The sequence below is a fragment of the Massilia phyllosphaerae genome, assembly GCF_034659755.1.
GTDB lineage: Bacteria > Pseudomonadota > Gammaproteobacteria > Burkholderiales > Burkholderiaceae_D > Telluria > Telluria phyllosphaerae.
Window position 1 is genome coordinate 663,447 of record NZ_JAXSQX010000003.1, and the last position, 21,721, is coordinate 685,167.

Consider the following 21,721-nt stretch of genomic DNA (forward strand, 5'->3'; position numbering starts at 1 on the left):
ATCGCTACAACAGATGCGCCCGGTTTGGTCAACAGTCGGCCCGGGACCTGTAGGTCCACAGCATTTTCTATATACTCTCGGCAGTTTTATCTACATATATTTAGGGACCACCATGTCTGACAAAGAACTCTTCACCGAAAACGACTGGCGCCGCATGTTGGCCAGCATCGGCGAAGATCCCGATCGTCCGGGCTTGCACGAGACGCCGGCGCGCGTCGCCAAGGCCTGGAAACACTGGACTTCCGGCTACGACCAGGATCCGGTCGAAATCCTGAAAGCCTTCGAAGACGGCGCCGAGCAATACAACGAACTGATCGTGGTACGCGGCATCCCGGTCTACAGCCATTGCGAACACCACCTGGCACCGTTCTTCGGCAAGGCCACCGTCGGCTATCTGCCGAACGGCAAGATCGTCGGGCTGTCGAAGCTGACCCGCCTGGTCGACGTGTTTTCCAAGCGTCTGCAGGTGCAGGAACGCCTGACCGTGCAGATCGCGAATACGCTGATGGAAGTGCTGGAACCGAAAGCCGTCGGCGTGGTCATCAAGTGCCGCCACATGTGCATGGAAAGCCGCGGCATCCGCACCCCGGGCGAGGAAACCATCACCTCGGCCATGCTGGGCGAACTGCAGCCGAACCTGGCGCTGCGCACCGAGTTCCTGGCGCTGGCCCGCGACTAAGCGCGCGTCCGACCAAAGCGCGACAAGCGCTTTCCACCGGGCGGCATACGCGCCGCCCTGTCTTTTCTCCCTCACTTTCCTGTATGCACCGCGAGTGCGCACGGCGCTACACGCCTGCACCAGCGTGGCACACAGGGATGCGGAACGCATGCTACACTCGTATTGACGAAGTTTAAAAGTCAACAAGGGTGTGTTCCCATTCAGCTTCGATCGGGAACCTGTTCCGGATCGAGCGTTCCAAGTCATTTTGAGGCGAGCGACATGTCCAGGCCAATATTCCCGAGCGATGTACCGCGTGAGCAGTTCGACCAGGTGCGCGACATGCTTGAGGCGGCGCGCCGCAAGACCCGTCCGCGCAAGCACGACCTGTACGACGTATTCTGCGCCGTCCTGTATTTCCTCCACACCGGCTGCGCCTGGCGCAGCATGCCGCCCGAATTTCCGCCCTGGCGTACCGTGCACGAGTATTTCACGCAATGGACTATGCTGCGCGAGGGCGATCGTACCCTGCTCGAGCAGGCGCTCGACCGTCTCGGACGCAGCGCCGAAATCACGCGGTTGCGCCAGTTGACCGGACAACGCTAGCCAAAGGAACATTGACAGACGATGCACACCACCGGACTCGGACAACACGGCCCGCGCGTCTCGCGCCTGGGCCTGGGCTGCATGGGCATGTCGGACCTGTACGGTCCGGCGGACCGTGACGAAAGCATCGCCACCCTGCGCGCCGCGCTCGACGCCGGTATCACGCTGCTCGACACCGGCGACTTCTATGGCATGGGCCATAACGAGATGCTGATCCGCGATGCGCTGGTCGGCCGCCCGCGCGAGAACGTGCAGATCAGCGTCAAGTTCGGCGCCCTGCGCGGGCCGGACGGGTCCTGGAACGGCTACGACTGCCGCCCCAAAGCGGTGCGCAACTTCGTCGCCTATACCCTCAAGCGCCTGGGCACCGACTACATCGACATCTACCGTCCGGCGCGCCTCGATCCCGACGTGCCGATCGAAGAGACGGTGGGCGCGATCGCCGACCTGGTCAAGGCCGGCTACGTGCGCCACATCGGCCTGTCCGAAGTCGGCGCCGACACGCTGCAGCGCGCCAGCAGCGTGCACCCGATCAGCGACCTGCAGATCGAATATTCCATCATCTCGCGCGGCATCGAAGCGGCGATCCTGCCGACCGCGCGCCGGCTCGGCATCGGCATCACCGCCTACGGCGTGCTGTCGCGCGGCCTGATCAGCGGGCACTGGAGCCGCGCGCGCGGCGGCGACAAGGATTTCCGCAGCCTGGCCAGCCCGCGCTTCCAGGGCGACAACCTGGATGCCAACCTGGCCCTGGTCGAGCGCATGCGCGCGCTGGCGCAGGACCTGGACGTGACCGTGGCCCAGCTGGCGATCGCCTGGGTGGCGGCGCAGGGCGCCGATGTGGTGCCGCTGGTCGGCGCACGCAGCCGCGACCGCCTGCAGGAAGCGCTGGGCGTGGCCGACCTGGTGCTCAAGCCCGAGGACCTGGCGCGCCTGGAAGCCATCGTGCCGCCGAATGCGGCTGCGGGCGAGCGCTACAACGCCGCACAGATGGCGCACCTCGATAGCGAGATGGGTTGAGGCAGGTTAAACTTACGGCTGAGTTCGCTCTTCCGGGCGCACCGGGGAGCATCTATAAAGAAGTGATGCTCTTACTGTAAAGGCACACTTCATCATGCTCGAACACCTGAACCTGCTGTGGTTTTCCATGCTCAACGCGGACGCCGGCCTGCATGGCTGGCGCCTCGACCTCGGTATATTCGCCGCCAAATACCTGATCCTGGTGGTACCGTTCGGCCTCGCCGCCCTGTGGATGGGCGGGCAGGCGCAGCAGCGCGAAGCGGCGGTGCGGGCGCTGGCCGCCACGGTCTGCGCGCTGACGCTCAACGTGCTCATCGGCCTGTTGTGGTACCACGCGCGGCCCTTCGCCGAGCATATCGGTCACAATTTCCTGCCGCATGCGGCCAACAGTTCCTTCCCGAGCGACCACGGCACGATCATGTTCACAGTGGCGCTGGTATTGGCCAGTGACCGTGCGCCCGCCGTGCGCCGCTTCGGCCTGGCCATGCTGCCGCTGGCGCTGGCCGTGGCTTGGGCCCGGGTCTTCCTCGGCGTGCATTGGCCGCTCGACATGCTGGGCGGATTCACCATGGCGCTCGCCATGACCCTGCTGTTCCATACCGCAGCCGTAACCTGGCTGTGCGCGGCGCTGGCGGACATGATGGCAACGATGTATCGTCGCCTGCTGGCGCGGCCGATCGCGCGCGGCTGGCTGCGTCCTTAAGCGGCTGCTACGCTCAGGCAGCGCCTTCCGCTTTCTCGAACACCAGCTTTTTCTTGCCGTCCAGGTGGAACACGCCGATCGGCTGCGCCTGCACGTCGTCTCCCGGCGCCGGCAACTGGGTGCAGTTGTTGGTTTCGATCTGCCACATGTCTTCGCCGGCGCGCAGCAGGAAGGTTTCCTGGCCGGTCGAGAACAGTTCGATGTTGAGGTCGGTCAGGTCGGTCTTGCCGAAATCGAAGCGGCGCTGGCAATCCGGCAGGCGTGCGGCCAGCACGCTCAGCGATGCCTGCTTGCTCCAGAAATAATCCTGCGTCACCCTCACCACGACGGCATGGTCGCGGTCGTTATCGATGGTATAGCTGGCCGAATCGTTGACGCAGCCGGCCAGCAGCAAAGTCGGCAGCAGCGTCGGCAGCAAATAAGTCAGCCTGGTAAGAGGGGAGCGCATGGGTCATTCCTGTGTGCATCACGGCCCCGAGTATAGAACTCTTCAAACGCCCTCTGCAACGCCGCACACCGCCTGCCTTCCAAAAGTTTCCACAAGTCTTTGATTTCCAAGCGGAATTGCCGCTGGCGCGCTGCGCATTTTTTTGATTTCGGCGATGATCAATAACACACTACCAACCGAATCGAGAGACCAGCAATGCCACAAGACGACCAGACCCTGGACGCGACGGCGGTGCAGGACGCGCCTTCCTACGTCCCTCCCCAAGCGCTGACGCTGCGCATCAACGGCGCCGAGCACCAGCTGCATATCGAACCGCGCGTCACCCTGCTCGACGCCCTGCGCGAAGTCACCCACCTGACCGGCACCAAGAAAGGCTGCGACCGCGGCCAGTGCGGCGCCTGCACGGTGCTGGTGGACGGTCAGCGCATCAATTCCTGCCTGACGCTCGCCGTCATGCACGACGGCCGCGAGATCACGACCGTCGAGGGCCTGGCCCACGAGGGCGAACCGCATCCGATGCAGCAGGCCTTCATGGATTGCGACGGCTTCCAGTGCGGTTACTGTACCCCCGGCCAGCTGTGTTCGGCCGTGGCCCTGCTCGACGAAGTCAAGCAGCACCAGGCCAGCGCACTGACCGAAGGCCAGCAACTCGACCCCGGCCAGCTCAGCGACGATGAGATCCGCGAGCGCATGAGCGGCAACCTGTGCCGCTGCGGCGCCTATCCGAACATCGTCAAGGCGATCCGCAGCGTCGTCCTGCGCCAGGCCTGAGGGGAATCCATGCACTCGATATCCTATGAACGCGCGAACGACGTGAACCACGCGATCGAACTGGCGCGCCAGCCCGGCACCAAGTTCATCGGCGGCGGCACCAACCTGCTCGACCTGTACAAAAGCGGCATCGAAAAGCCGGTCCGCCTGGTGGACGTCAGCCGCCTGGCCCTGTCCGCCATCGAGGAACTGCCGGACGGCGGCCTGCGCATCGGCGCCACGGTGTCGAACACCGCGGCCGCGAACCACCCGCTGGTGCGCCAGCGCTACCGCATCCTGTCGGAAGCCATCCTGAACGGTGCCACGACCCAGCTGCGCAACATGGCGACGGTCGGCGGCAACCTGCTTCAGCGCACCCGCTGCTATTACTTCACCGACCCCACCTTCGCCCACTGCAACAAGCGCAACCCGGGATCGGGCTGCGACGCCCTCGAAGGCTATAACCGTATCCACGCGATCCTCGGCGCCACCCCGGAATGCATCGCCACCAATCCCTCGGACATGAGCGTGGCACTGGTGGCGCTGGACGCCGTCGTCCACCTGCAGGGGCCGGATGGCGCGCGCCAGGTGCCGGTGGCCGAGTTCCACCGCCTGCCCGAAGACCGGCCGCAGGACGATACCGTGATCCAGCCGGGCGAACTGATCGTCGCGGTCGAACTGCCACCGGCAAAATTTACCCAGACTTCGCACTACATCAAGGTGCGCGACCGCGCCAGCTATGCGTTTGCGCTGGTGTCGGTAGCGGCCGCCGTCGAGATGGATGGCGACCTGGTGCGCGACGCGCGCATCGTGCTGGGCGGCGTGGCCCATAAACCCTGGCGCGCGCTCGACGCCGAAAACACGCTGCGCGGCAAACCCCTGACCGACGAGGTGCTGGCCAAGGTGGCCGCGGCGGCGGTGGCCGGCGCCCATGCCTACAAGGACAACGCCTTCAAGGTCGAACTGGCCCAACGCGCGGTCGTGCGCGCTTTACAGACTGCAGCGGGAGGAAACGTATGAACGCAATCGGCGCACCCATCAACCGTACCGACGCCTGGGCCAAGGTCAGCGGCCAGGCCCGTTACTCGGCCGAGCACCCGGTCGAAGGACTGACCCACGCGGTGCTGGTCACGTCCACGATCCCGAGCGGACGCGTGCTGCGCATCGACGACAGCGCGGCACGCGACGTGCCCGGTGTGCTGCTGGTCATGACGCCGCAGAACGCCATGCGCCTGCCGCAGGAAACCAAGGACGGCAAGATCCAGCCGCCGGTCGGCCGCCGCCTGACGCTGCTGCAGGAAGACGATGTCTATTACAACAACCAGCCGATTGCCGTGGTCGTGGCCGACACGCTGGAACATGCGCGCGACGCCGCCGCCCGCCTGCGCGTGGAATACGAGCACAAGCCGGCGGTGCTGGATTTCGACGTCGCCAAGCAATCCGTGCATCCACCGGAAAAAGTGCTGACCGAGGAAACCGACACCAGGCGCGGCGACCTGCAGGCCGGCCTGCTGGCGGCCAGCAAGCATGTGGACGCGGTCTACACCACCCCGATCGAAAACCACAACCCGCTCGAGACCCACGCCACCATCGCAGAGTGGGACGGCGACAAGCTGACGGTGCACGACTCGACCCAGTACATGAAGGGCGTGCAGAAGATCCTGTCCGCCATCTTCGGCATTCCGCAGGAAAACGTGACCTCGATCTGCCCCTACGTCGGCGGTGGCTTCGGTTCCAAGGGGTCGGTGTGGTCGCACGTGCCGCTGACCGCGATGGCAGCGAAGCAGCTGGGCCGCCCGGTCAAGCTGTCGCTCGACCGCAACCAGATGTTCGGCCCGGTCGGCCAGCGCCCGGTCACCGAGCAGCGCATGCGCATCGGCGCGCTGGATGATGGCCGCATGATGGCATCCAGCCACGACACGGTCGCCTACACCTCGGTGATCGAGGACTGGATCGAACCGACCGCGCTGATGACGCGCATGATGTACGAAAGCCCGAACCAGGAAACCTCGCACCGGCTGGCGCCGATGAACCTGGGCACGCCGACCTTCATGCGCGCGCCGGGCGAAGCCTCGGGTTCGTTCGCGCTGGAGTCGGCGATGGACGAACTGGCCTACGAGCTGGGCATGGACCCGGTCGCACTGCGCCTGAAGAACTACACCGAGATCGACCCGGGCAAGGAACTGCCGTTCTCCAGCAAATCGCTGCGCCAGTGCTACGAGATCGGCGCCGAGCGCTTCGGCTGGAAGGACCGCAATCCGCAGCCGCGCTCGATGCGCCAGGGCGACAAGCTGGTCGGCTGGGGCATGGCCACCTGCACCTATCCGACCAACCGCTCGGCCGGCCAGTGCTCGGCCAGCCTGCAGCCGGACGGCATTGCCCTGTTCCGTTCCAGTACCCAGGACCTGGGCACCGGTACCTACACGGTCATGACGCAGATCGCGGCCGATGCGCTGGGCGTCGCGGTGGAGAACGTGCGCTTCGAACTCGGCAACTCGCAGATGCCGGAAGCGCCGGTGTCGGGCGGCTCGACCACGGTGGCCAGCGTCGGCCCGGCGGTGCAGGCCGCGGGCCATGCGCTGCGCCTGAAACTGATCGGCATCGCCGCCGCCGACGACGGCTCGCCGCTGTTCGGGGCGCTGCCGGATGCGGTCGGGGTGGAGCAGGGCGAGCTGTACCTGCTGGCCGATCCGTCGAAACGCGCCAGCATGCTGGAGATCGCCACCCGCCACCGGCAAAGCCATGGCGAGGCGGTCGAAGTCACGGCCAAGGCCGAGCCGGGCGACGCGCCGAAAAAATACTCGATGCATGCGTTCGGTGCGGTGTTCGTCGAAGTGCAGGTCGACGAAGCGTTGGGAGAAATCCGCGTGCCGCGCGTGGTCGGCGTCTACGGCGTCGGCAAGCTGATGAACGAAAAGACCGGCTACAGCCAGCTGATGGGCGGCGTGGTCTGGGGCATCAGCCTGGCCCTGTTCGAGGAAACCCTGATCGACAAGCGCAACGGCCGCGCGGTGAACGGCAACCTGGCCGAGTACCACGTGCCGACCAATGCCGACATCCAGGAAATCGACGTCCAGATCGTTGACGAGGACGACCCCCATGTGAACCCGCTCGGTGCCAAGGGCATCGGCGAGATCGGCATCACGGGCGTGGGCGCGGCGATCGCCAACGCGGTGTATCACGCAACCGGCAAGCGGGTGCGCGACCTGCCGATCACGCTCGACAAAGTTTTGTAAGCAGAAAGGAAAAAGATGACCCGTTTCAAAGAAAAAACCGTACTCGTCACCGGCGCCGCCTCCGGCATCGGCCTGGCCACCGCGCGCCGCTTCCTCGATGAAGGCGCCCGTGTCGTAATGCTCGACAACGACGAAGCCAAGCTCAAGGACGCCGCCGGCGCACTGCCGCAGGAGCGCGTGCTGGTGCACGTCGGCGACACCGCCGACAAGGCAACCGCCACTGCCGCCGTCAAGGCAACCGTCGAGCGCTTCGGCGGCCTGGACATCCTGATCAACAACGCCGGCATGGCCACCGAAGGCGACATCATGAACACGAGCGAAGAAGACTTCGAACGCGTCATGGCGGTCAACGTCGGCGGCTACTTCCACATGGCCAAGGCGGCGATGCCGGAACTGGTCAAGACGCGCGGTGCCATCGTCATGACCTCCTCGGTCTCGGGCCTGGGCGGCGACTGGGAGATGTTCGCCTACAACACCTCGAAGGGCGCGGTCAGCAACATGGTGCGCGCGATGGCAATGGATGCGGCCAAGGATGGGGTGCGGGTGAATGCGGTGAATCCCAGCTTTACCAAGACCGGGATGACCGAGGACATGATGGCCAAACCCGAACTGATCGCCGAGTTCAAGAAACGCATGCCGCTCGGGGCGCCCGAGGATCCGGAAGGCATTGCGGCTGCGATGGCGTTCCTGGCGAGCGAGGATGCGCGCCTGATTACCGGCGTGAACCTGCCGGTGGATGCGGGGTTGCGGGCTTCTAATGGGCAGCCGCACCAATAATCAGTAGAGATAAAAGTAATTACGTCGCCCCTGCGAAGGCAGGGGCCCAAGTTCGTAACGGGCCACAAGCTTGTAACCAGGCCCTTCAAATAAACTTGGGCCCCTGCCTGCGCAGGGGCGACGGATCAAGCAGGAATGGTGCTCTTTATTTGGCGTGCCCTGCGTGCCCCGCCTGTGCCACATGCTCGGATTTCTCTCCCTTCGCACCGTGGCCGCCTTCATGGCCTTCGCCACCCTTCGGCCGCGCATTCTCCCAACCACCACCCAAGGCCAGAAACAGCTGCGCCTGATCCGCCGCCAGCTGCGCATCCGACGCCGCCAGCATGCTCTCGGCCGAGGCCAGCGTGCGGTCCGCATCCAGCGCGGCCAGGAAGTCGGTGCGGCCGAACTGGTACAGCCTGGCGGTCTGGCGGGCCGCCAGCGCGCTCTGGTCGCGCGCTGCGCGGAGTAGCGAGTTGCGGTCGAGTTCACGGCCATACACCGTCAGCGCGCTTTCGGTCTCGCGCAGTGCGTTCAGCACCACCGCGTCGAAGTGGGCCAGCGCACCCGCGGTGGCGGCATTCGCCTGGGCGATGTGCGAGTGGGCCGAGCTGGTCGACGGCAGGTTCCACTGGATCAGCGGGCCGATCGAGAATTTCCAGGTGTTGGCGTTGCCGAAGTCGTTCATGAAACCGACGCCGCCGAACGAGGCGCCGAGCGTGATGTTCGGGTACAGCTCGGCGGTGGCGACACCGATGCGGGCGGTGGCGCCGGCCAGCTGGCGCTCGGCCTGGCGCACGTCCGGACGGCGGCGCAGCAGGGCTGCGCCGTCGCCAACCGGGACCGCGCTGATCACGCGCGGCGGCGTGGCGCACTGCGCCACCTCTTGCGGAAAGCCGCTCGGCACTTCGCCGGTCAGCACCGCCAGGCGGTACAGCGCGGTGCGCTGGCGCGCCACCAGCGGCGGCAGGTTGGCGCGCAGCCCGTCGAGCTGGGCCTGGGCGCGGCTGTTGTCGATGGCGATGCCGCGGCCGCGCTGGACGCGCTCGGCGGTCAGGTTGGCGAACTTCTGCTGCAGGTCGACCGACTGCTGCGCCACCTTCAGCTGGTAGCCGGCCGAGCAGGCGTCGGCGTAGGCGCGCGTGGTCTCGGCGGCCACCGTCACGTGGGCCAGGTCGGCGGCGGCCTGGGCGGCGTCGACGTCGGCTTCCACGGCTTCGATGGCACGGCGGATGCGGCCGAACATGTCGAGCTGGTAGGACACCCGGATGTCGCCGTCGTAAAGGCCGCTGCGCGGCAGCTGTTCCGGGATGCCGATCGATTCGCCGGCGAGGCGGCCGTACACCGGCGCCACGCTGGCCTCGACTTCGGGACGCTTCTTCTCTTCGACTTCTTCCAGCACCGCATGCGTGCGCTGCAGGTTGGCAGCAGCGACGCGCAGGTCGGCGTTGGCGCTGAAGGCTTTCGCAATCAGTTTATCCAGCACCGGGTCCTGGTACAGGCGCCACCAATCGGCCGGCAGCGGGTCGGATTTGAAGGCCTTGTCGGCCGCGCCCATGAATTTGGCATTGGCGGCGTCGCGCTTGACCACGGCCTCTTTCGGCACGTGGTAGTCGGGGCCGACCGTGGTGCAGGCGGCCAGTGCCGCCGCCATCAGCGACAGCGTCAGCGCCTTCTTGATGGAGGCTGTGGAGCGATACCGGGTCATGATGAATTCCTTAATGCGCTGTCTTGGCAGCAGGTGCGGCGGCCGGCGCCGCAGCGACGACGGCCGGTGCCTTGGCGGCAGGCGGGGTGGCCGGAGTAGCAGGCAGGGTGGCCGGCGCAGCAGGCGCAGGCTGCGCTGCGCCCGGCAGCACCTTCACGGTGGCGGTCTGGCCGGCGACCAGGCGCACGCTGGCCGGCACCGGATCGAGCGCGATGCGCACCGGGATGCGCTGGGCCAGGCGCACCCAGTTGAAGGTCGGGTTCACGTTCGGCAGCATGTTGGCGCCGGTCGAGCGGTCGCGGTCGGCGATACCTTCGGCGAAGCTGTCGACGTGCCCGGAGATCGGCTGGCGCGTGCCCATCAGGGTGACTTCGACCTTGTCGCCGAGCTGGATGCCGGGCAGTTTGGTTTCCTCGAAATAGCCTTCGACATAGAAAGTGCTGCGGTCGACGATCGCCATCACCGGGTGTGCCGCGGTGGCGTAGGCGCCTTCGCGCAGGTCGAGGTTGGTGACGATGCCGTCCACCGCCGACACCACGTGCGAGCGTTCCAGGTTCAGCTTGGCCGTGTCGCGGTTGACGACGGCCTGGGCCAGCGTGGCGCGGGCCTGGTCGGTGCGGGTTTGGCCTTGCTCGCGGGTTTCCTGCGACACCAGGTCGTCCAGCTGAGTGTTACGCTTGTTCTCGCGGGTCGCCTGGCTCAGGGCCGCCTCGGCCGCCGTCACCTCGGCTTCGCTCTGGCGCAGCGCCAGCTCGAAACGCGCGCGGTCGATCTCGAACAGCGGTTCGCCGGCGGCCACATGCTGGTTGTCGTGCACGTACACTTTCGTTACCTGTCCCGTGACGTCCGGCGCGATCTGCACCACGTAGGCCTTGACGCGGCCGTCGCGGGTCCAGGGTTCGACCTCATAGTGGCGCCACATCTGCCAGCCCGCATAGATTGCGCCCGCAGTCACCAGCAGCGTGATACCAACCCGGCCGACCGCCGGAAGAAAATTTTTCGTCGCCATGTCAGGACCAGTTACGTGTGAAATACGTCAGCGCGCCGAGCACGATGACAAATAAAGAAAAATCGAACAGCGCGGGATGCCACACCACGCGGTAAAAGCCGGTCCAGGCCAGGACCACTTTGAACAGGCGCGATACCACCAATGCCGCCAGCGTGAGAAGCAGGAGCGGAGGAAGGTAGAGGCCATAGATGCTGACTTCGCCGATCATCGGATCTCCTTGGTTAAACAGCAGTCATGTGGGCAGGCTGGTACGGCGCCGCCCATGGGAACAGGTCGCGCCGGATGCCGGTGAGGGCGGCCAGGGCTTCGCGCTGGGGCGCGTCGTGCGTGCCCTCGCAGACAGCACGCAGGGCGTTGTCGAGGGCGCCGAGCAGATGCGTCTCGCCATCCTTGTCGAGCGCGGGCAGGCGCTCGAAATGGTGCGACAGCTGAGACATCAGCGGGCCGAGCGCGGTGTCGCCGCGGCCGAGCTGGGCACGGATCTGCTGCAGCAGCGTCATGTTCAGGCCGACGCGCAGGTCACGCAGCGCGTCGCGCGCCTGCAAGCCTTGCTGGTCGCCCGGCGTCGCCTGGGCGGCTAGCGCCAGGCGCGGTGCCAGCAGGCCGATGCGGTCGACCATGCGCGCCGAGAATTTCGCCAGCGTGGTCTTTTCGCCCTTGCCCAGGCGCGCCAGTTCGCGCCAGCCGGCCTTCAGCAGGCGGCGCGCGGTCCAGCCGGCGCCGACGCGGCGGAACATGCTGGTGATGACGGCGGCGGCCACCAGTCCGGCGATCTGCGCCAGCATGCCGTTGGTGAACGACACCATGTCGGCGGTGTCCGTGTCCATCAGCGCCAGCGTGCCGGTCACGCCGAACAGGAAGGGGAAGGCACGTCCGAAGGTCGCCGGCCGCGCGACGAACACGCCGAGCAGCAGGAACACCGGGGCGCAGAACAGCACCAGCGTCTCGAAGTTGTGCGCCGCGGGCAGCAGCACCAGCAGGTACAGCGCCGACACCGGGATCGAATAGATCGTGTACTCCAGGAAGCCGCGGATGAAGGGCACCGGGTTGTCCTGGGTCGAGAAGAAGCAGCACAGCACGGCGGCCATCATCGGCGCCGCCGCCCCGGCCGGCCAACCCGTCAGGATCCAGAAGGCGCAGCAGACCAGCACGGCGACGATGGCGGCAAAGGCCGACAGCAGGGCCATGCCGCGGTCCAGGTGCAGCGCGCTGGGCGACACGCCAGGCAAGCGGCGCACTTCAGGCGGCAGGCGGCCATGGACGCCGGCGTCGATATGCTGGCGCAGCGCGCGCATCTCGACCGCGATGTCGACCAGGCGGTGCAGGCGCGCGGCCAGGTTCAGTTCGATCATGCCAGTCCAGCCCAGCCCGCGCAGCACCGGCGGCGCGAGTTCGTCGATGCGTTCGTGCAGGCTGCCGCCCGCCTTGGCGATATCGGTGTTCTTCGGCGTCTCGACCAGCGCCACGACGTCCTGCAGCAGCGCGTTCCAGTGCGCGGACACGCCGGTCGCACCCATCTCGCGCAGCGCGGTCAGGCGGTCTTCGATACCGGACACGATGGGCACGAACTGCGACAGGCGTTCCTGCAGCGCGTTCACGGCGCTCCCGGTCCAGCGCAGGCGCGAGGTGTCGAAGGGCAGGTGGGTGCTCATCATGCGCAGCTCGGTGATGTCTGTCGCCATCTTGCGGCGGTCGGCCGCCGAGCGCGCGTCGCCGGCCGGGTTGAGGGCATCGCGGATCCAGTGGTGCGCATCGCGTACCGCCTGGTCCAGGCGCGCCAGCAGTACCGGACCGAAGGACTGCGGCAGCACCAGGCTGTGCACGACGGTGGCGCAGGTGATGCCGAGCACGATTTCCTCGACCCGCGCCAGGGCGATGTCGAAGATGGCGCCCGGATTGCTCACGGCCGGGAAACCGATCAGGCCGGCGGTATAACCGGCCAGCATCAGCATGTAGGAACGCGGGGTGCGGTCCAGCAGCGAGAAATACAGGCAGCCGGCGATCCACAATGCCAGCGCCAGCGACAGCAGCTCGGGCGCATTGACCAGGTGCGGCACCAGCAGGACGACTGCGGTGGCGCCGAGGACGGTGCCGCCCGCCCGGTACAGTCCCTTGGAGCGGGTCGGCCCGGCGAACGGCTGGGCCACGATGTAGGCAGTCATCATGGCCCAGAAAGGACGCGGCAGTCCGATGCGCAAGGATAGATATACCGAGAGCATCGCTGCCGCGAAAGACTTAACGGAGAACAGCAGCTCCGACCTGCTAGCAAACTTCATGCGTGCATCGACTCTTCTGCGTTGTCCGAGGCAAAGGTAATGTTGGCGATCGCCGCCGGCAGGCCGGCCAGCACGCGCAGGGCGGCTTCGACGTCTTCCGGTGCAAAATCCCCGAACAATTTGCGGCGAAACGGGATCAAAGCCTGGTCCATGCGCTGGGCGGTCTGTTCGCCTTCCTCGGTCAGGCGCAGGATCTTGGCGCGGCGGTCGTGCGGATCTTCGTGGCGCTCGAGCAGGCGCGCTTCGATCAGCTGGTCGACCACGCGCACCAGCGACGAGGCTTCCAGGCCCAGCGTTTCGGCCAGGATGCCGGGACGCACGCCGGCCTCGCCGAAACGGCTGATGACCAGCACCGGCAGGCCGGTCGCCTGCGACAAACCATAGGCGGCGCCGACCTTGTCGGCAGCGGCGCGGTAGGCGCGCGAAGCATGGGTGAGGGCGGCTGTAAGGCTACTGAGGGTCTGGTCCGACAGGGTCATGGAAGCTTCGCGTAAATATATTTCGCTTGAATACTGTTGATATGCGAAAGTTTAGCATGCGAAGTATTTTGCTTCAACTCTGTACGTAATTTTTCTGAGGAAATGTTGTTTCTTGAGTGTAACTAGCTGCTCAGCCGGATCCGGTGCAGGTCGCGCGGCGTGACGAACTCTTCGTCGCACCCGGCCTCACGCAGGGATTCGATGGTGGCATAGCCCCAGTGCACCGCCCCGAACGCCACGCCGGTCCGGTGCGACGCTTCGGCATCGGTATCCTGGTCGCCGACATAGATCGCCTCGTCCGCGGCGACGCCGCTGGCCTTGAGTACCGCGCGCATCCGGCTGGCCTTGCCGAACACCGACATCCCGCATTCGAATTGCGTGACCAGCCCGGCCAGCTCCGGGCCCAGCACCTGGCGCACGTTGTGTTCCGAATTCGAGGACACCACCGCCAGCCGCACACCGCCGGCGGACAAGTGGCGCAGCGCGTCGCCGACGCCGTCGAACAGCGGAATCGTGTGCGCGTTATCCGTCATCATTCCCATGAAGCTGCGCGCGACCAGCGGCAGTTTCCAGGCCGGCAAGCCGACGTGGGCCATCATGCGGCGGATGCCGTAATGGCGGAACTGCCCGGCCCGGGAGGTGTCGATGCGCTTGAAACCGTGGCGGTCGGCAATGGTATTGAAGACACTCAGGAAAAACGGGAAGGAATCGGCAAGTGTGCCGTCGAAGTCGAAGAGGGCGAGGCGGTAGGTCATGGCGGCGATGATCGCACAGATGCGATCGAGCGTTACGCGCGCAATGACGAGCGATTGACGCAGTTGGCCGAGCAACTCGCCGAGCAATCACCTGGTGCATCGTCTTCCCATGGCATGTGATCGGGCTGGCGCGCACGCTGCTGGATGCGCATACGCTGCCACCGGCACCCGGCGCCGCACTGGGGACTGGAACGCTGGCACCGCTGGGCGAGGCCTTGCAGCGCCTCTTGGACGCGGCCAAAAGCGGCGACGATCTCTTGCGCGACCACGCTTTATTGGGACTGCTGCTGGCGCTGGTGCGCGGCGGCGAGTCGCAGTTCAGGCTGGCGCAGGACCCGGCACTGGCCAGCCGCATCCGTCTGCTGGTCAGTAGCGCGCCGGCACGCGACTGGTCGTCGCCGGATGTCGAAACGCAGCTGCACATAAGCGGCGCCACACTGCGCCGGCGCCTGGCCGCAGAACACACCTCGCTGCGGGTGCTGGTACGCGAGGCGCGGCTTGATCACGGTTTATATCAGTTGCAGACGACGCGGCGCCCGCTCAAGAGCGTGGCACACGCCTGCGGCTATCGCTCGGTGCCGAGCTTCTGCCGCCAGTTCGCCGAGCGCTTCGGCGTCGATGCGGCCACGGTGGCGAACGGCGGCGCCTGACCCGCGCCGCGCCGCCCCGGCTTGAGCGACCGGCGCAGCAATCCGAGCGAACGGCGCGCACCGCTGGCGGCATCCTGAAGTTCCTGTCCATCCTAGAGAACTTCATGTCCATTCCACGCTGTTCCATCCTGCTGGCGCTGTCGTGCGCCTTGTCCGCAGCACCATGTGCCCATGCGCTCGACCAGGCGTTCAGCCTGACGAGTGCCGACCTGAGCGACCAAGGTACGCTCGGCGCCGCGCAAGTCCTGGACGGCTTCGGCTGCCAGGGCGGCAACCAGTCGCCGCAGCTGTCCTGGACCGATCCCCCGGCAGGGACCAGAAGCTTTGCCATCACCGTCTACGATCCGGATGCGCCGACCGGCAGCGGCTGGTGGCACTGGGTCGTGTACGACCTCCCCCGCGAGCACACGCAGCCTGCCGGCCGGCGCCGGCAAGGGCCAGCCCGGCGCGTTACCGGCTGGGGCCCAGCAGGGCCGCAGCGACTTCGGGACCCAGTCCTTCGGCGGCGCCTGCCCGCCGGCTGGCGACAAGCCGCACCGCTACGTGTTCACCGTCCACGCGCTGAAGGTGGACAAGCTGCCTGTACCGCCGGCGCCGTCGGGCGCGATGGTGGGTTTCATGCTGCATGCGAATGCGCTGGGGAGCGCGCGGATGACGGCGCTGTACGGTCGTTGACGATGGGCCGCTTGTAAAGATCAGGCGCGCCGCGCCTGGCGCCGCCGTGCCATGCCCAGTCCAGCCATACCAAGCCCCAGCAGGGCCAGGGTAGCCGGTTCCGGTACCGGAGCCGACGGCGGCAGCACCTCGGTGTAGCTGGCAGTGATATTGCGCGTGGTCCAGGTATCCGGAATGTTGTTCACCGCGTATGCGAAGACGTTGTAACTGCTCGACAGGATCAGATAAAAGTCGTCCGAGTTCGTGCGCGTGACGCCGACGCCGTTCACGAGGGCGCCGAAGACGTAACCGTCGCTGTAGAAACTGGTGCCGAGCTCAGCAGGTTTATACGCGTGTCCGCCGATCGTCAGGTTGACCGCGTCGATCGAAGTGACGGCGGCGCCCAGCGAGGCTGCGGTGAACTGGATTGAACCGGTGACCGAATTTTGCGGGGCGGCGGCGCCGCCGAAAATACCCGGGCCGTAGCCGGACGCCGTGAAATCCAGCTTGTAGACGGTGGCGTGGGCGAGCGTGGAGCAGAGCAGGTAAGCAGCGCCGGCGAGTGCAGCGATGGTCTTTTTCATGGTTATCCCTGGTTGTTATAAAATTAACTTGCAGAAATATTATTGCACCAGTGATGTTCAATTGCTACGAATATTTCTGTTGGGACACGATTACAACATCTCGTGCATGAGGTTTGTGCTGACTCAAATATCGTTAGCGAACATTCGTGAACTCGGCTTTAGGACGTTGCGATTTCATAAACTATTTGCACACGCATTTCCTCACGCAGGCACACTCTTTCTGCTTGAATATTTACCTACCTGAACTATTCTGCTTTTAGTCAATTGTTAAAAATTGACGCGTCGTTGCCACATTGGGATTCACATAACGATGACGAGCGGAGACAACACATGGCAATTCGCGTTACAGCCTCGAGACTTCTTGCGGCATTGGTCGTTCTCACCAGCTTGCCGAGCGCAAGCGCCTTGGGGGCGATCATCGCCCTGCCGAAATACAACGTCAGCGTGGAGGAAGTCTCGGTATCCGGCTTCTCGTCCGGGGCGCACATGGCAGCGCAGATGCATTTCGCCTACTCGAAGACGATCCGGAAAGGGGCGGGGATCGTGGCCGGCGGTCCGGTGTACTGCTCGCAAGGCAATGTCGCGATCTCGGTCGGCCCGTGTATGGCCAACACGGGATCGCGCAACCTGCCGTATCTGATGTCGGTGGTGAATACCTGGTCGGGCAACGGCTACATCGATCCGACCGGCAATATGTCTGCTTCCAGGGTCTATCTGCTGTCCGGCACCATCGATTCCACGGTGCGCCAACCGGTGATGGATGACCTGAAAACGATGTACGCCAATTACCTGCCGGCCGCGAACATCTATTACAAGAACAACCTCGCCGCCGAGCACGCGGTGCCGACCGATTTCTTCGGCAACGGCTGCAGCGTCAATGGCAGCCCTTACCTCAACAACTGCAACTTCGATACCGCCGGCGAGATTCTTAAATGGATTTACGGGACGCTGAATACAAAGAACACCGGCACCCTGAGCGGCAGCTTCATCAACTTCGACCAGTCCGCATTCTGGGGCAACTTCAATCCGGGCACCTACAGCATGGCCAGCAGCGGCTATGCCTATGTTCCTGCTGCCTGCACGGCAGGACAGGCGTGCCGGTTGCACGTCGCTTTTCATGGTTGCCTGCAAAGCGCGTCGGTCGCCGGCACCGCCTTTTACCAGAACGCCGGCTATAACCGCTGGGCCGATACCAACAGGATCGTCGTGCTGTATCCGCAGACCATCGCTACCACGAACAACCCGGGCGGCTGCTGGGATTGGTGGGGCTACGAGGACGTGAATTTCCCGGGCAAGAGCGGTGGGCAGATGGTGGCCATCAAGACGATGATCGACAAGATCGTCGGCGGCAATACGGCGGCGCCGTTCACTTGCAGCCACTGGTATGCCAGCAATTATGCGCACGTGGCCAATGGCCGCGCCTACATCGGTACCGACGGGCAGGTGTATGCGGTGAACTCGAACCAGTACCTGGGTTATTACCTGACGACGGCATATACCGATGTGCGGCGTACGTCGGCCGGATACTACGCTTATGGAAGCTGTTCCTAGCAGAAAGACAGCGTATTGACGAAAGTTACTGAATGTAACGAGTGACCATGCTTCCGCCAGCTCAGCTATGATGCCTCGCTCAACATTGTCTCCAAGGCAATGTTGAACGATTCGTTGTTGAGAAGGCTAGGCATGAAGTTCATACATGGAGCGGTACCCACGTCCGGATCGCAACCGGCACCCCAGAAGCAGTTTGTCCTGATTAACCTGTTGAAGGCAGGTTCGGCGCAGCTGATCGTCCTGCACCACCTGGCCTTCTACGGCCCGATGTCCGACCACGCGCGGACCATCATGCCGTCGCTGATCGACTGGCTCTACGATTACGCACGGATTGCCGTGCAAGTCTTCCTCGTCATTGGCGGCTTCCTGGCGGCGAAATCGCTGTCGCCGCAAGGGCTGCCTGGCATTGCCAATCCCGTTCAGGCCATCTGGCGCCGCTATATGAAGCTGGCGCCGCCGTTCATCGTGGCGATGTTGCTGGCGATTCTGGCCTCGGCCGTGGCCAGCTTGTGGATGACGGACGATTCGATTTCGGCACCGCCGACGATCGGCCAATTGATATCGCACGTGCTGTTGCTGCAGGGTGTGCTGGGCTATGAGTCCTTGTCCGCCGGCGCCTGGTACGTGGCGATCGATTTCCAGCTGTATGCGCTGATGACGCTGCTGCTGTGGCTGCCGCCCCGTGTTGCCGGCAAGGGCTTGCAAGCCTGGCTGGCGCCTGCCCTGGTCGTGATCGGCATGAGTGCCTCGCTGCTCTACTTCAACCGTGACGCCGACTGGGATGTGTGGGCACCGTACTTCTTCGGTAGCTATGGCCTGGGCGCGTTGGCCTGGTGGGCGAGCGATCCGAAGCGTCAGCCCGGCACAAGCCTGGTCTTGCTGCTGATGATGGTCCTGCCGGCCGCAGTGGCGCTGGCACTGGATTTCCGCAGCCGTATCGCCGTGGCCGTCGTCGTGGCTGGCGTCCTGTTGCTCTTTGGCCGTGCGCGACTCGTGTTTTGCACGGGTGGCGTCCTGGGTCTCGTCAATCGAGTGGCAACGATCTCGTTTTCGATCTTCCTCGTTCACTTTCCCGTGTGCCTGGTCGTGAACGCGGTGTTCGAGCGTTTCGTATTTGAGCAGCCTTATCTGCAGGCAGTGGGCATGCTGGTCGCCTGGGCTGCCAGCGTGGCTGCCGGTGCTGTCTTTTTCCACTCGGTGGAAGCGCCTCTGGGCAAGCTGTTCGCCAAATCGTCCCGATCGCTGCACAGGCATGCGTTGGCATCCAAAGCGTCGACCCTGCGCGGATGATGTTAGCGCGATGCGAAATGCGCGCACATGAAAAAAGCCAGCCCGAAGGCTGGCTTTTTGTTGAGCCTGGAACACCTGATCAGACGTCGATATTCCCCGCCTGCAGCGCATTCGACTCGATGAAATTACGACGCGGCTCCACCTCATCCCCCATCAGGGTTGTGAAGATCTGATCCGCAGCAATCGCATCCTCGATCTGCACCTTCAGCAAGCGACGCACGGTCGGATCCATGGTCGTCTCCCAAAGCTGCTCGGGATTCATCTCGCCCAAACCTTTATAGCGCTGCTTCGACACGCCACGCTCCGCCTCTTCACGCAGCCAGTTCATGGCCCCGTGGAAGTCGCGTACCGCAAACTCCTTCATGCGGTCGCCTTCGCCGCGGCGCACGAGTGCGCCTTCGCCCATCAGGCCCTGGAAGGTCGCTGCCGAGCTGGCCAGGGTGGCGTAGTCTGCGCTGTCGACGAAGTCGGCGTCGATCGAGGTCACCTGCACGTTACCGTGGTGCATGCGCTCGATGCGCAGCGCGTGCTTGCCGGACAGGTCGTCCGTGCGCACCAGCACCTTGACGGCCGGGTCGTTGATGGTCTTGGCCATCGCCTGGGCGGTGGCTTCGGCGTTGTCCAGGGTCGTCATGTCGAGCGTGACGCCGGTCATGATGGCGGACAGGGCGGCGCGGTCGATCAGGCGGGTCAGGCGCATCATGATAGCGTTGGCCAGGTTGTACTGGCGTACCAGGCCGGCCAGGGCATCGCCGCTGATCGGCTCGGCGCCGTCCTGCGGCACCAGGGCGGCGGTGTTCAGCGCGAAGTTCATCATGTAGCTGGCTTCCTCGACGTCGTCCTTGAGGTAGCGCTCGTCACGGCCTGCCTTGACCTTGTACAGCGGCGGCTGGGCGATGTAGATGTGGCCGCGCTCGACCAGCTGCGGCATCTGGCGGTAGAACAGCGTCAGCAGCAGGGTACGGATGTGGGCGCCGTCGACGTCCGCGTCGGTCATGATGATGATGCGGTGGTAGCGCAGCTTGTCGACGTTGAATTCGTCCGGGCCGATCGAGGTGCCGAGGGTCGCGATCAGGGTCGTGATCTGCTCCGACGACAGCATCTTTTCGAAGCGCGCCTTTTCCACGTTCAGCACCTTGCCGCGCAGCGGCAGGATGGCCTGGAACTTGCGGTCGCGGCCCTGCTTGGCCGAGCCGCCTGCCGAGTCACCCTCGACGATGTACAGTTCGGCCAGCGCCGGGTCGCGTTCCTGGCAGTCGGCCAGTTTCGACGACAGGCCGAGGCCGTCCATCACGCCTTTGCGGCGGGTCAGGTCGCGGGCCTTGCGTGCGGCTTCGCGCGCGCGCGCGGCTTCGACGATCTTGCCGCAGATGATCTTGGCGTCGTTCGGCTTTTCGTTCAGGAAGTCGGTGAGCGTCTTGGCGACGATCTCTTCGACCGGGCCGCGCACTTCCGACGACACGAGCTTGTCCTTGGTCTGCGACGAGAACTTCGGCTCCGGCACTTTCACGGACAGCACGCAGGTCAGGCCTTCGCGCATGTCGTCGCCCGAGATCTCGACCTTGGCCTTCTTGGCGAATTCGTTTTCGTCGATGTACTTGTTGATTACGCGCGTCATCGCCGCACGCAAACCGGTCAGGTGAGTACCGCCGTCGCGCTGCGGGATGTTGTTGGTGAAGCACAGCACTTGCTCGTTGTACGAGTCGTTCCACTGCATCGACACGTCCACCGCGATGTTGGTGCCCTGGTCCGACTGGCGGTCGCCGGTGGCCTGGAACACGGTCGGGTGCAGCACGGCCTTGGCCTTGTTGATGTACTCCACGAAGCCGCGGGTGCCGCCCTCGAAGGCGAAGATTTCTTCCTTGCCGCTGCGCTGGTCGGACAGCTTGATATTGACGCCGTTGTTCAGGAACGAGAGTTCGCGGATACGCTTGCTCAGGATCTCGTAGTGGAACTCGACGTGGGTGAAGATTTCCTCGTCGGCCCAGAAGTGCACTTCGGTGCCGCGCTTGTCGGTGTCGCCGAGGACCTTCATCGGCGACACTTCGACACCGTCGACGACTTCGATGATGCGGTCCATCGGCACGCCGCGCGAGAATTCCAGCTGGTGGATCTTGCCTTTCTGGCGCACGGTCACGCGCAGCAGCTTCGACAGCGCGTTCACGCAGGACACGCCGACGCCGTGCAGGCCACCGGACACTTTGTACGAATTCTGGTTGAACTTGCCGCCGGCGTGCAGCTCGGTCAGGGCGATCTCGGTCGCCGAGCGCTTCGGCTCGTGCTTGTCGTCCATCTTGACGCCGGTCGGGATGCCGCGGCCGTTGTCGGTGATGGAGATCGAGTTGTCGGCGTGGATCGTGACGTGGATCTCGGTGCAATAGCCGGCCAGCGCTTCATCGATCGAGTTGTCCAGCACTTCGAACACCAGATGGTGCAGGCCGGTACCGTCCGAGGTGTCGCCAATGTACATGCCCGGGCGCTTTCGCACGGCCTCCAGGCCTTCGAGGATCTGAATCGACGCGGCGCCGTACTCGTCCGCCTTGTTCGGCGAGGTTTCCAAAACTGCTTGAGTGTTCTCGGACATGACT

19 protein-coding genes and 3 pseudogenes are annotated in these 21,721 nt (G+C 64.8%); 13 read left to right on the forward strand and 9 right to left on the reverse strand.

Features of this window, described 5'->3' with window-relative positions; translation table 11 throughout:
* Window positions 1–112 precede the first annotated feature (112 nt).
* The 4 genes and pseudogenes from folE (at window position 113) to U1H99_RS15565 (ending at window position 2,987) form a co-directional block, all read left to right on the forward strand.
* The gene (gene folE, locus U1H99_RS15550) at window positions 113–679 is read left to right on the forward strand and encodes a GTP cyclohydrolase I FolE (protein ID WP_141836953.1); all 567 of its coding nucleotides are present in this window, start codon (window positions 113–115) and stop codon (window positions 677–679) included.
* Between the two features lie 261 nt (window positions 680–940).
* Window positions 941–1,216, forward strand: a pseudogene (locus tag U1H99_RS15555) (transposase); the annotation flags it as partial.
* Window positions 1,217–1,285: 69 nt separating this feature from the next.
* Complete coding sequence (locus tag U1H99_RS15560) at window positions 1,286–2,284, forward strand: aldo/keto reductase (RefSeq protein ID WP_323142623.1); 999 nt, start codon at window positions 1,286–1,288, stop codon at window positions 2,282–2,284.
* A gap of 94 nt (window positions 2,285–2,378) precedes the next feature.
* Window positions 2,379–2,987 carry a phosphatase PAP2 family protein gene (locus U1H99_RS15565; protein WP_323142624.1) on the forward strand — a complete coding sequence of 203 codons (609 nt, stop codon included), beginning with the start codon at window positions 2,379–2,381 and terminating at the stop codon, window positions 2,985–2,987.
* Between the two features lie 13 nt (window positions 2,988–3,000).
* Here U1H99_RS15565 and U1H99_RS15570 read toward each other — a convergent pair whose 3' ends face one another.
* A complete protein-coding gene (locus U1H99_RS15570) occupies window positions 3,001–3,435 on the reverse strand; it encodes a hypothetical protein (protein ID WP_323142625.1) in 435 nt (144 codons plus the stop codon).
* Between the two features lie 189 nt (window positions 3,436–3,624).
* Between U1H99_RS15570 and U1H99_RS15575 the strand changes: the two are divergent.
* From U1H99_RS15575 to budC, 4 genes and pseudogenes are all read left to right on the forward strand, one after another.
* Window positions 3,625–4,206, forward strand: a pseudogene (locus U1H99_RS15575) ((2Fe-2S)-binding protein); the annotation flags it as partial.
* Between the two features lie 9 nt (window positions 4,207–4,215).
* Window positions 4,216–5,205 (forward strand): FAD binding domain-containing protein, encoded by a 990-nt coding sequence (locus U1H99_RS15580; RefSeq protein WP_323142627.1) that lies wholly within the window; start codon window positions 4,216–4,218, stop codon window positions 5,203–5,205.
* Window positions 5,202–7,421, forward strand: a complete 2,220-nt coding sequence (locus U1H99_RS15585) for a xanthine dehydrogenase family protein molybdopterin-binding subunit (protein ID WP_323142628.1) — start codon at window positions 5,202–5,204, stop codon at window positions 7,419–7,421. The genes U1H99_RS15580 and U1H99_RS15585 overlap by 4 nt, the downstream gene beginning before the upstream one ends.
* A gap of 15 nt (window positions 7,422–7,436) precedes the next feature.
* On the forward strand, window positions 7,437–8,198 hold the full coding sequence (budC, locus tag U1H99_RS15590) for a meso-2,3-butanediol dehydrogenase (protein WP_323142629.1): 762 nt from the start codon (window positions 7,437–7,439) through the stop codon (window positions 8,196–8,198).
* A gap of 145 nt (window positions 8,199–8,343) precedes the next feature.
* Here the strand turns inward: budC and U1H99_RS15595 are convergent, their stop codons facing one another.
* The 6 genes from U1H99_RS15595 to U1H99_RS15620 form a co-directional block, all read right to left on the reverse strand.
* Window positions 8,344–9,885: an efflux transporter outer membrane subunit gene (locus U1H99_RS15595; protein ID WP_323142630.1), complete on the reverse strand. Its 1,542-nt coding sequence runs from the start codon at window positions 9,883–9,885 to the stop codon at window positions 8,344–8,346.
* A gap of 10 nt (window positions 9,886–9,895) precedes the next feature.
* Window positions 9,896–10,894: an efflux RND transporter periplasmic adaptor subunit gene (locus U1H99_RS15600; RefSeq protein WP_323142631.1), complete on the reverse strand. Its 999-nt coding sequence runs from the start codon at window positions 10,892–10,894 to the stop codon at window positions 9,896–9,898.
* 1 nt (window position 10,895) lies between these two features.
* Window positions 10,896–11,102 carry a DUF1656 domain-containing protein gene (locus U1H99_RS15605; protein WP_323142632.1) on the reverse strand — a complete coding sequence of 69 codons (207 nt, stop codon included), beginning with the start codon at window positions 11,100–11,102 and terminating at the stop codon, window positions 10,896–10,898.
* Between the two features lie 13 nt (window positions 11,103–11,115).
* Complete coding sequence (locus tag U1H99_RS15610; RefSeq protein WP_323142633.1) at window positions 11,116–13,170, reverse strand: FUSC family protein; 2,055 nt, start codon at window positions 13,168–13,170, stop codon at window positions 11,116–11,118.
* Window positions 13,167–13,649, reverse strand: coding sequence for a MarR family winged helix-turn-helix transcriptional regulator (locus tag U1H99_RS15615; RefSeq protein WP_323142634.1), 483 nt, complete (start codon window positions 13,647–13,649; stop codon window positions 13,167–13,169). Before U1H99_RS15615 ends, U1H99_RS15610 begins: the two co-directional genes overlap by 4 nt.
* Before the next feature lie 122 nt (window positions 13,650–13,771).
* On the reverse strand, window positions 13,772–14,341 hold the full coding sequence (locus tag U1H99_RS15620) for an HAD hydrolase-like protein (RefSeq protein WP_323142682.1): 570 nt from the start codon (window positions 14,339–14,341) through the stop codon (window positions 13,772–13,774).
* Here U1H99_RS15620 and U1H99_RS15625 point away from each other — a divergent pair.
* The 3 genes and pseudogenes from U1H99_RS15625 (at window position 14,264) to U1H99_RS15635 (ending at window position 15,729) form a co-directional block, all read left to right on the forward strand.
* Window positions 14,264–14,524: a hypothetical protein gene (locus tag U1H99_RS15625; RefSeq protein ID WP_323142683.1), complete on the forward strand. Its 261-nt coding sequence runs from the start codon at window positions 14,264–14,266 to the stop codon at window positions 14,522–14,524. The two genes, U1H99_RS15620 and U1H99_RS15625, sit on opposite strands and share 78 nt — an antisense overlap.
* Window positions 14,521–15,054, forward strand: coding sequence for a helix-turn-helix transcriptional regulator (locus U1H99_RS15630; RefSeq protein WP_323142635.1), 534 nt, complete (start codon window positions 14,521–14,523; stop codon window positions 15,052–15,054). The genes U1H99_RS15625 and U1H99_RS15630 overlap by 4 nt, the downstream gene beginning before the upstream one ends.
* 104 nt (window positions 15,055–15,158) lie before the next feature.
* A pseudogene (locus U1H99_RS15635) lies at window positions 15,159–15,729 on the forward strand (YbhB/YbcL family Raf kinase inhibitor-like protein).
* A 20-nt stretch (window positions 15,730–15,749) separates the two neighbouring features.
* On the opposite strand, the gene U1H99_RS15640 reads toward U1H99_RS15635, so the two are convergent.
* A complete protein-coding gene (locus U1H99_RS15640; protein ID WP_323142636.1) occupies window positions 15,750–16,292 on the reverse strand; it encodes a PEP-CTERM sorting domain-containing protein in 543 nt (180 codons plus the stop codon).
* A gap of 264 nt (window positions 16,293–16,556) precedes the next feature.
* Between U1H99_RS15640 and U1H99_RS15645 the strand changes: the two genes are divergently transcribed.
* Entirely contained in the window at window positions 16,557–17,843 is a 1,287-nt protein-coding gene (locus U1H99_RS15645) for an extracellular catalytic domain type 2 short-chain-length polyhydroxyalkanoate depolymerase (RefSeq protein WP_323142637.1), read from the forward strand.
* Between the two features lie 132 nt (window positions 17,844–17,975).
* Window positions 17,976–19,133, forward strand: a complete 1,158-nt coding sequence (locus U1H99_RS15650; RefSeq protein WP_323142638.1) for an acyltransferase family protein — start codon at window positions 17,976–17,978, stop codon at window positions 19,131–19,133.
* 79 nt (window positions 19,134–19,212) lie between these two features.
* Here the strand turns inward: U1H99_RS15650 and gyrB are convergent, their stop codons facing one another.
* Entirely contained in the window at window positions 19,213–21,717 is a 2,505-nt protein-coding gene (gyrB, locus tag U1H99_RS15655; RefSeq protein WP_323142639.1) for a DNA topoisomerase (ATP-hydrolyzing) subunit B, read from the reverse strand.
* Between the last annotated feature and the right edge of the window lie 4 nt (window positions 21,718–21,721).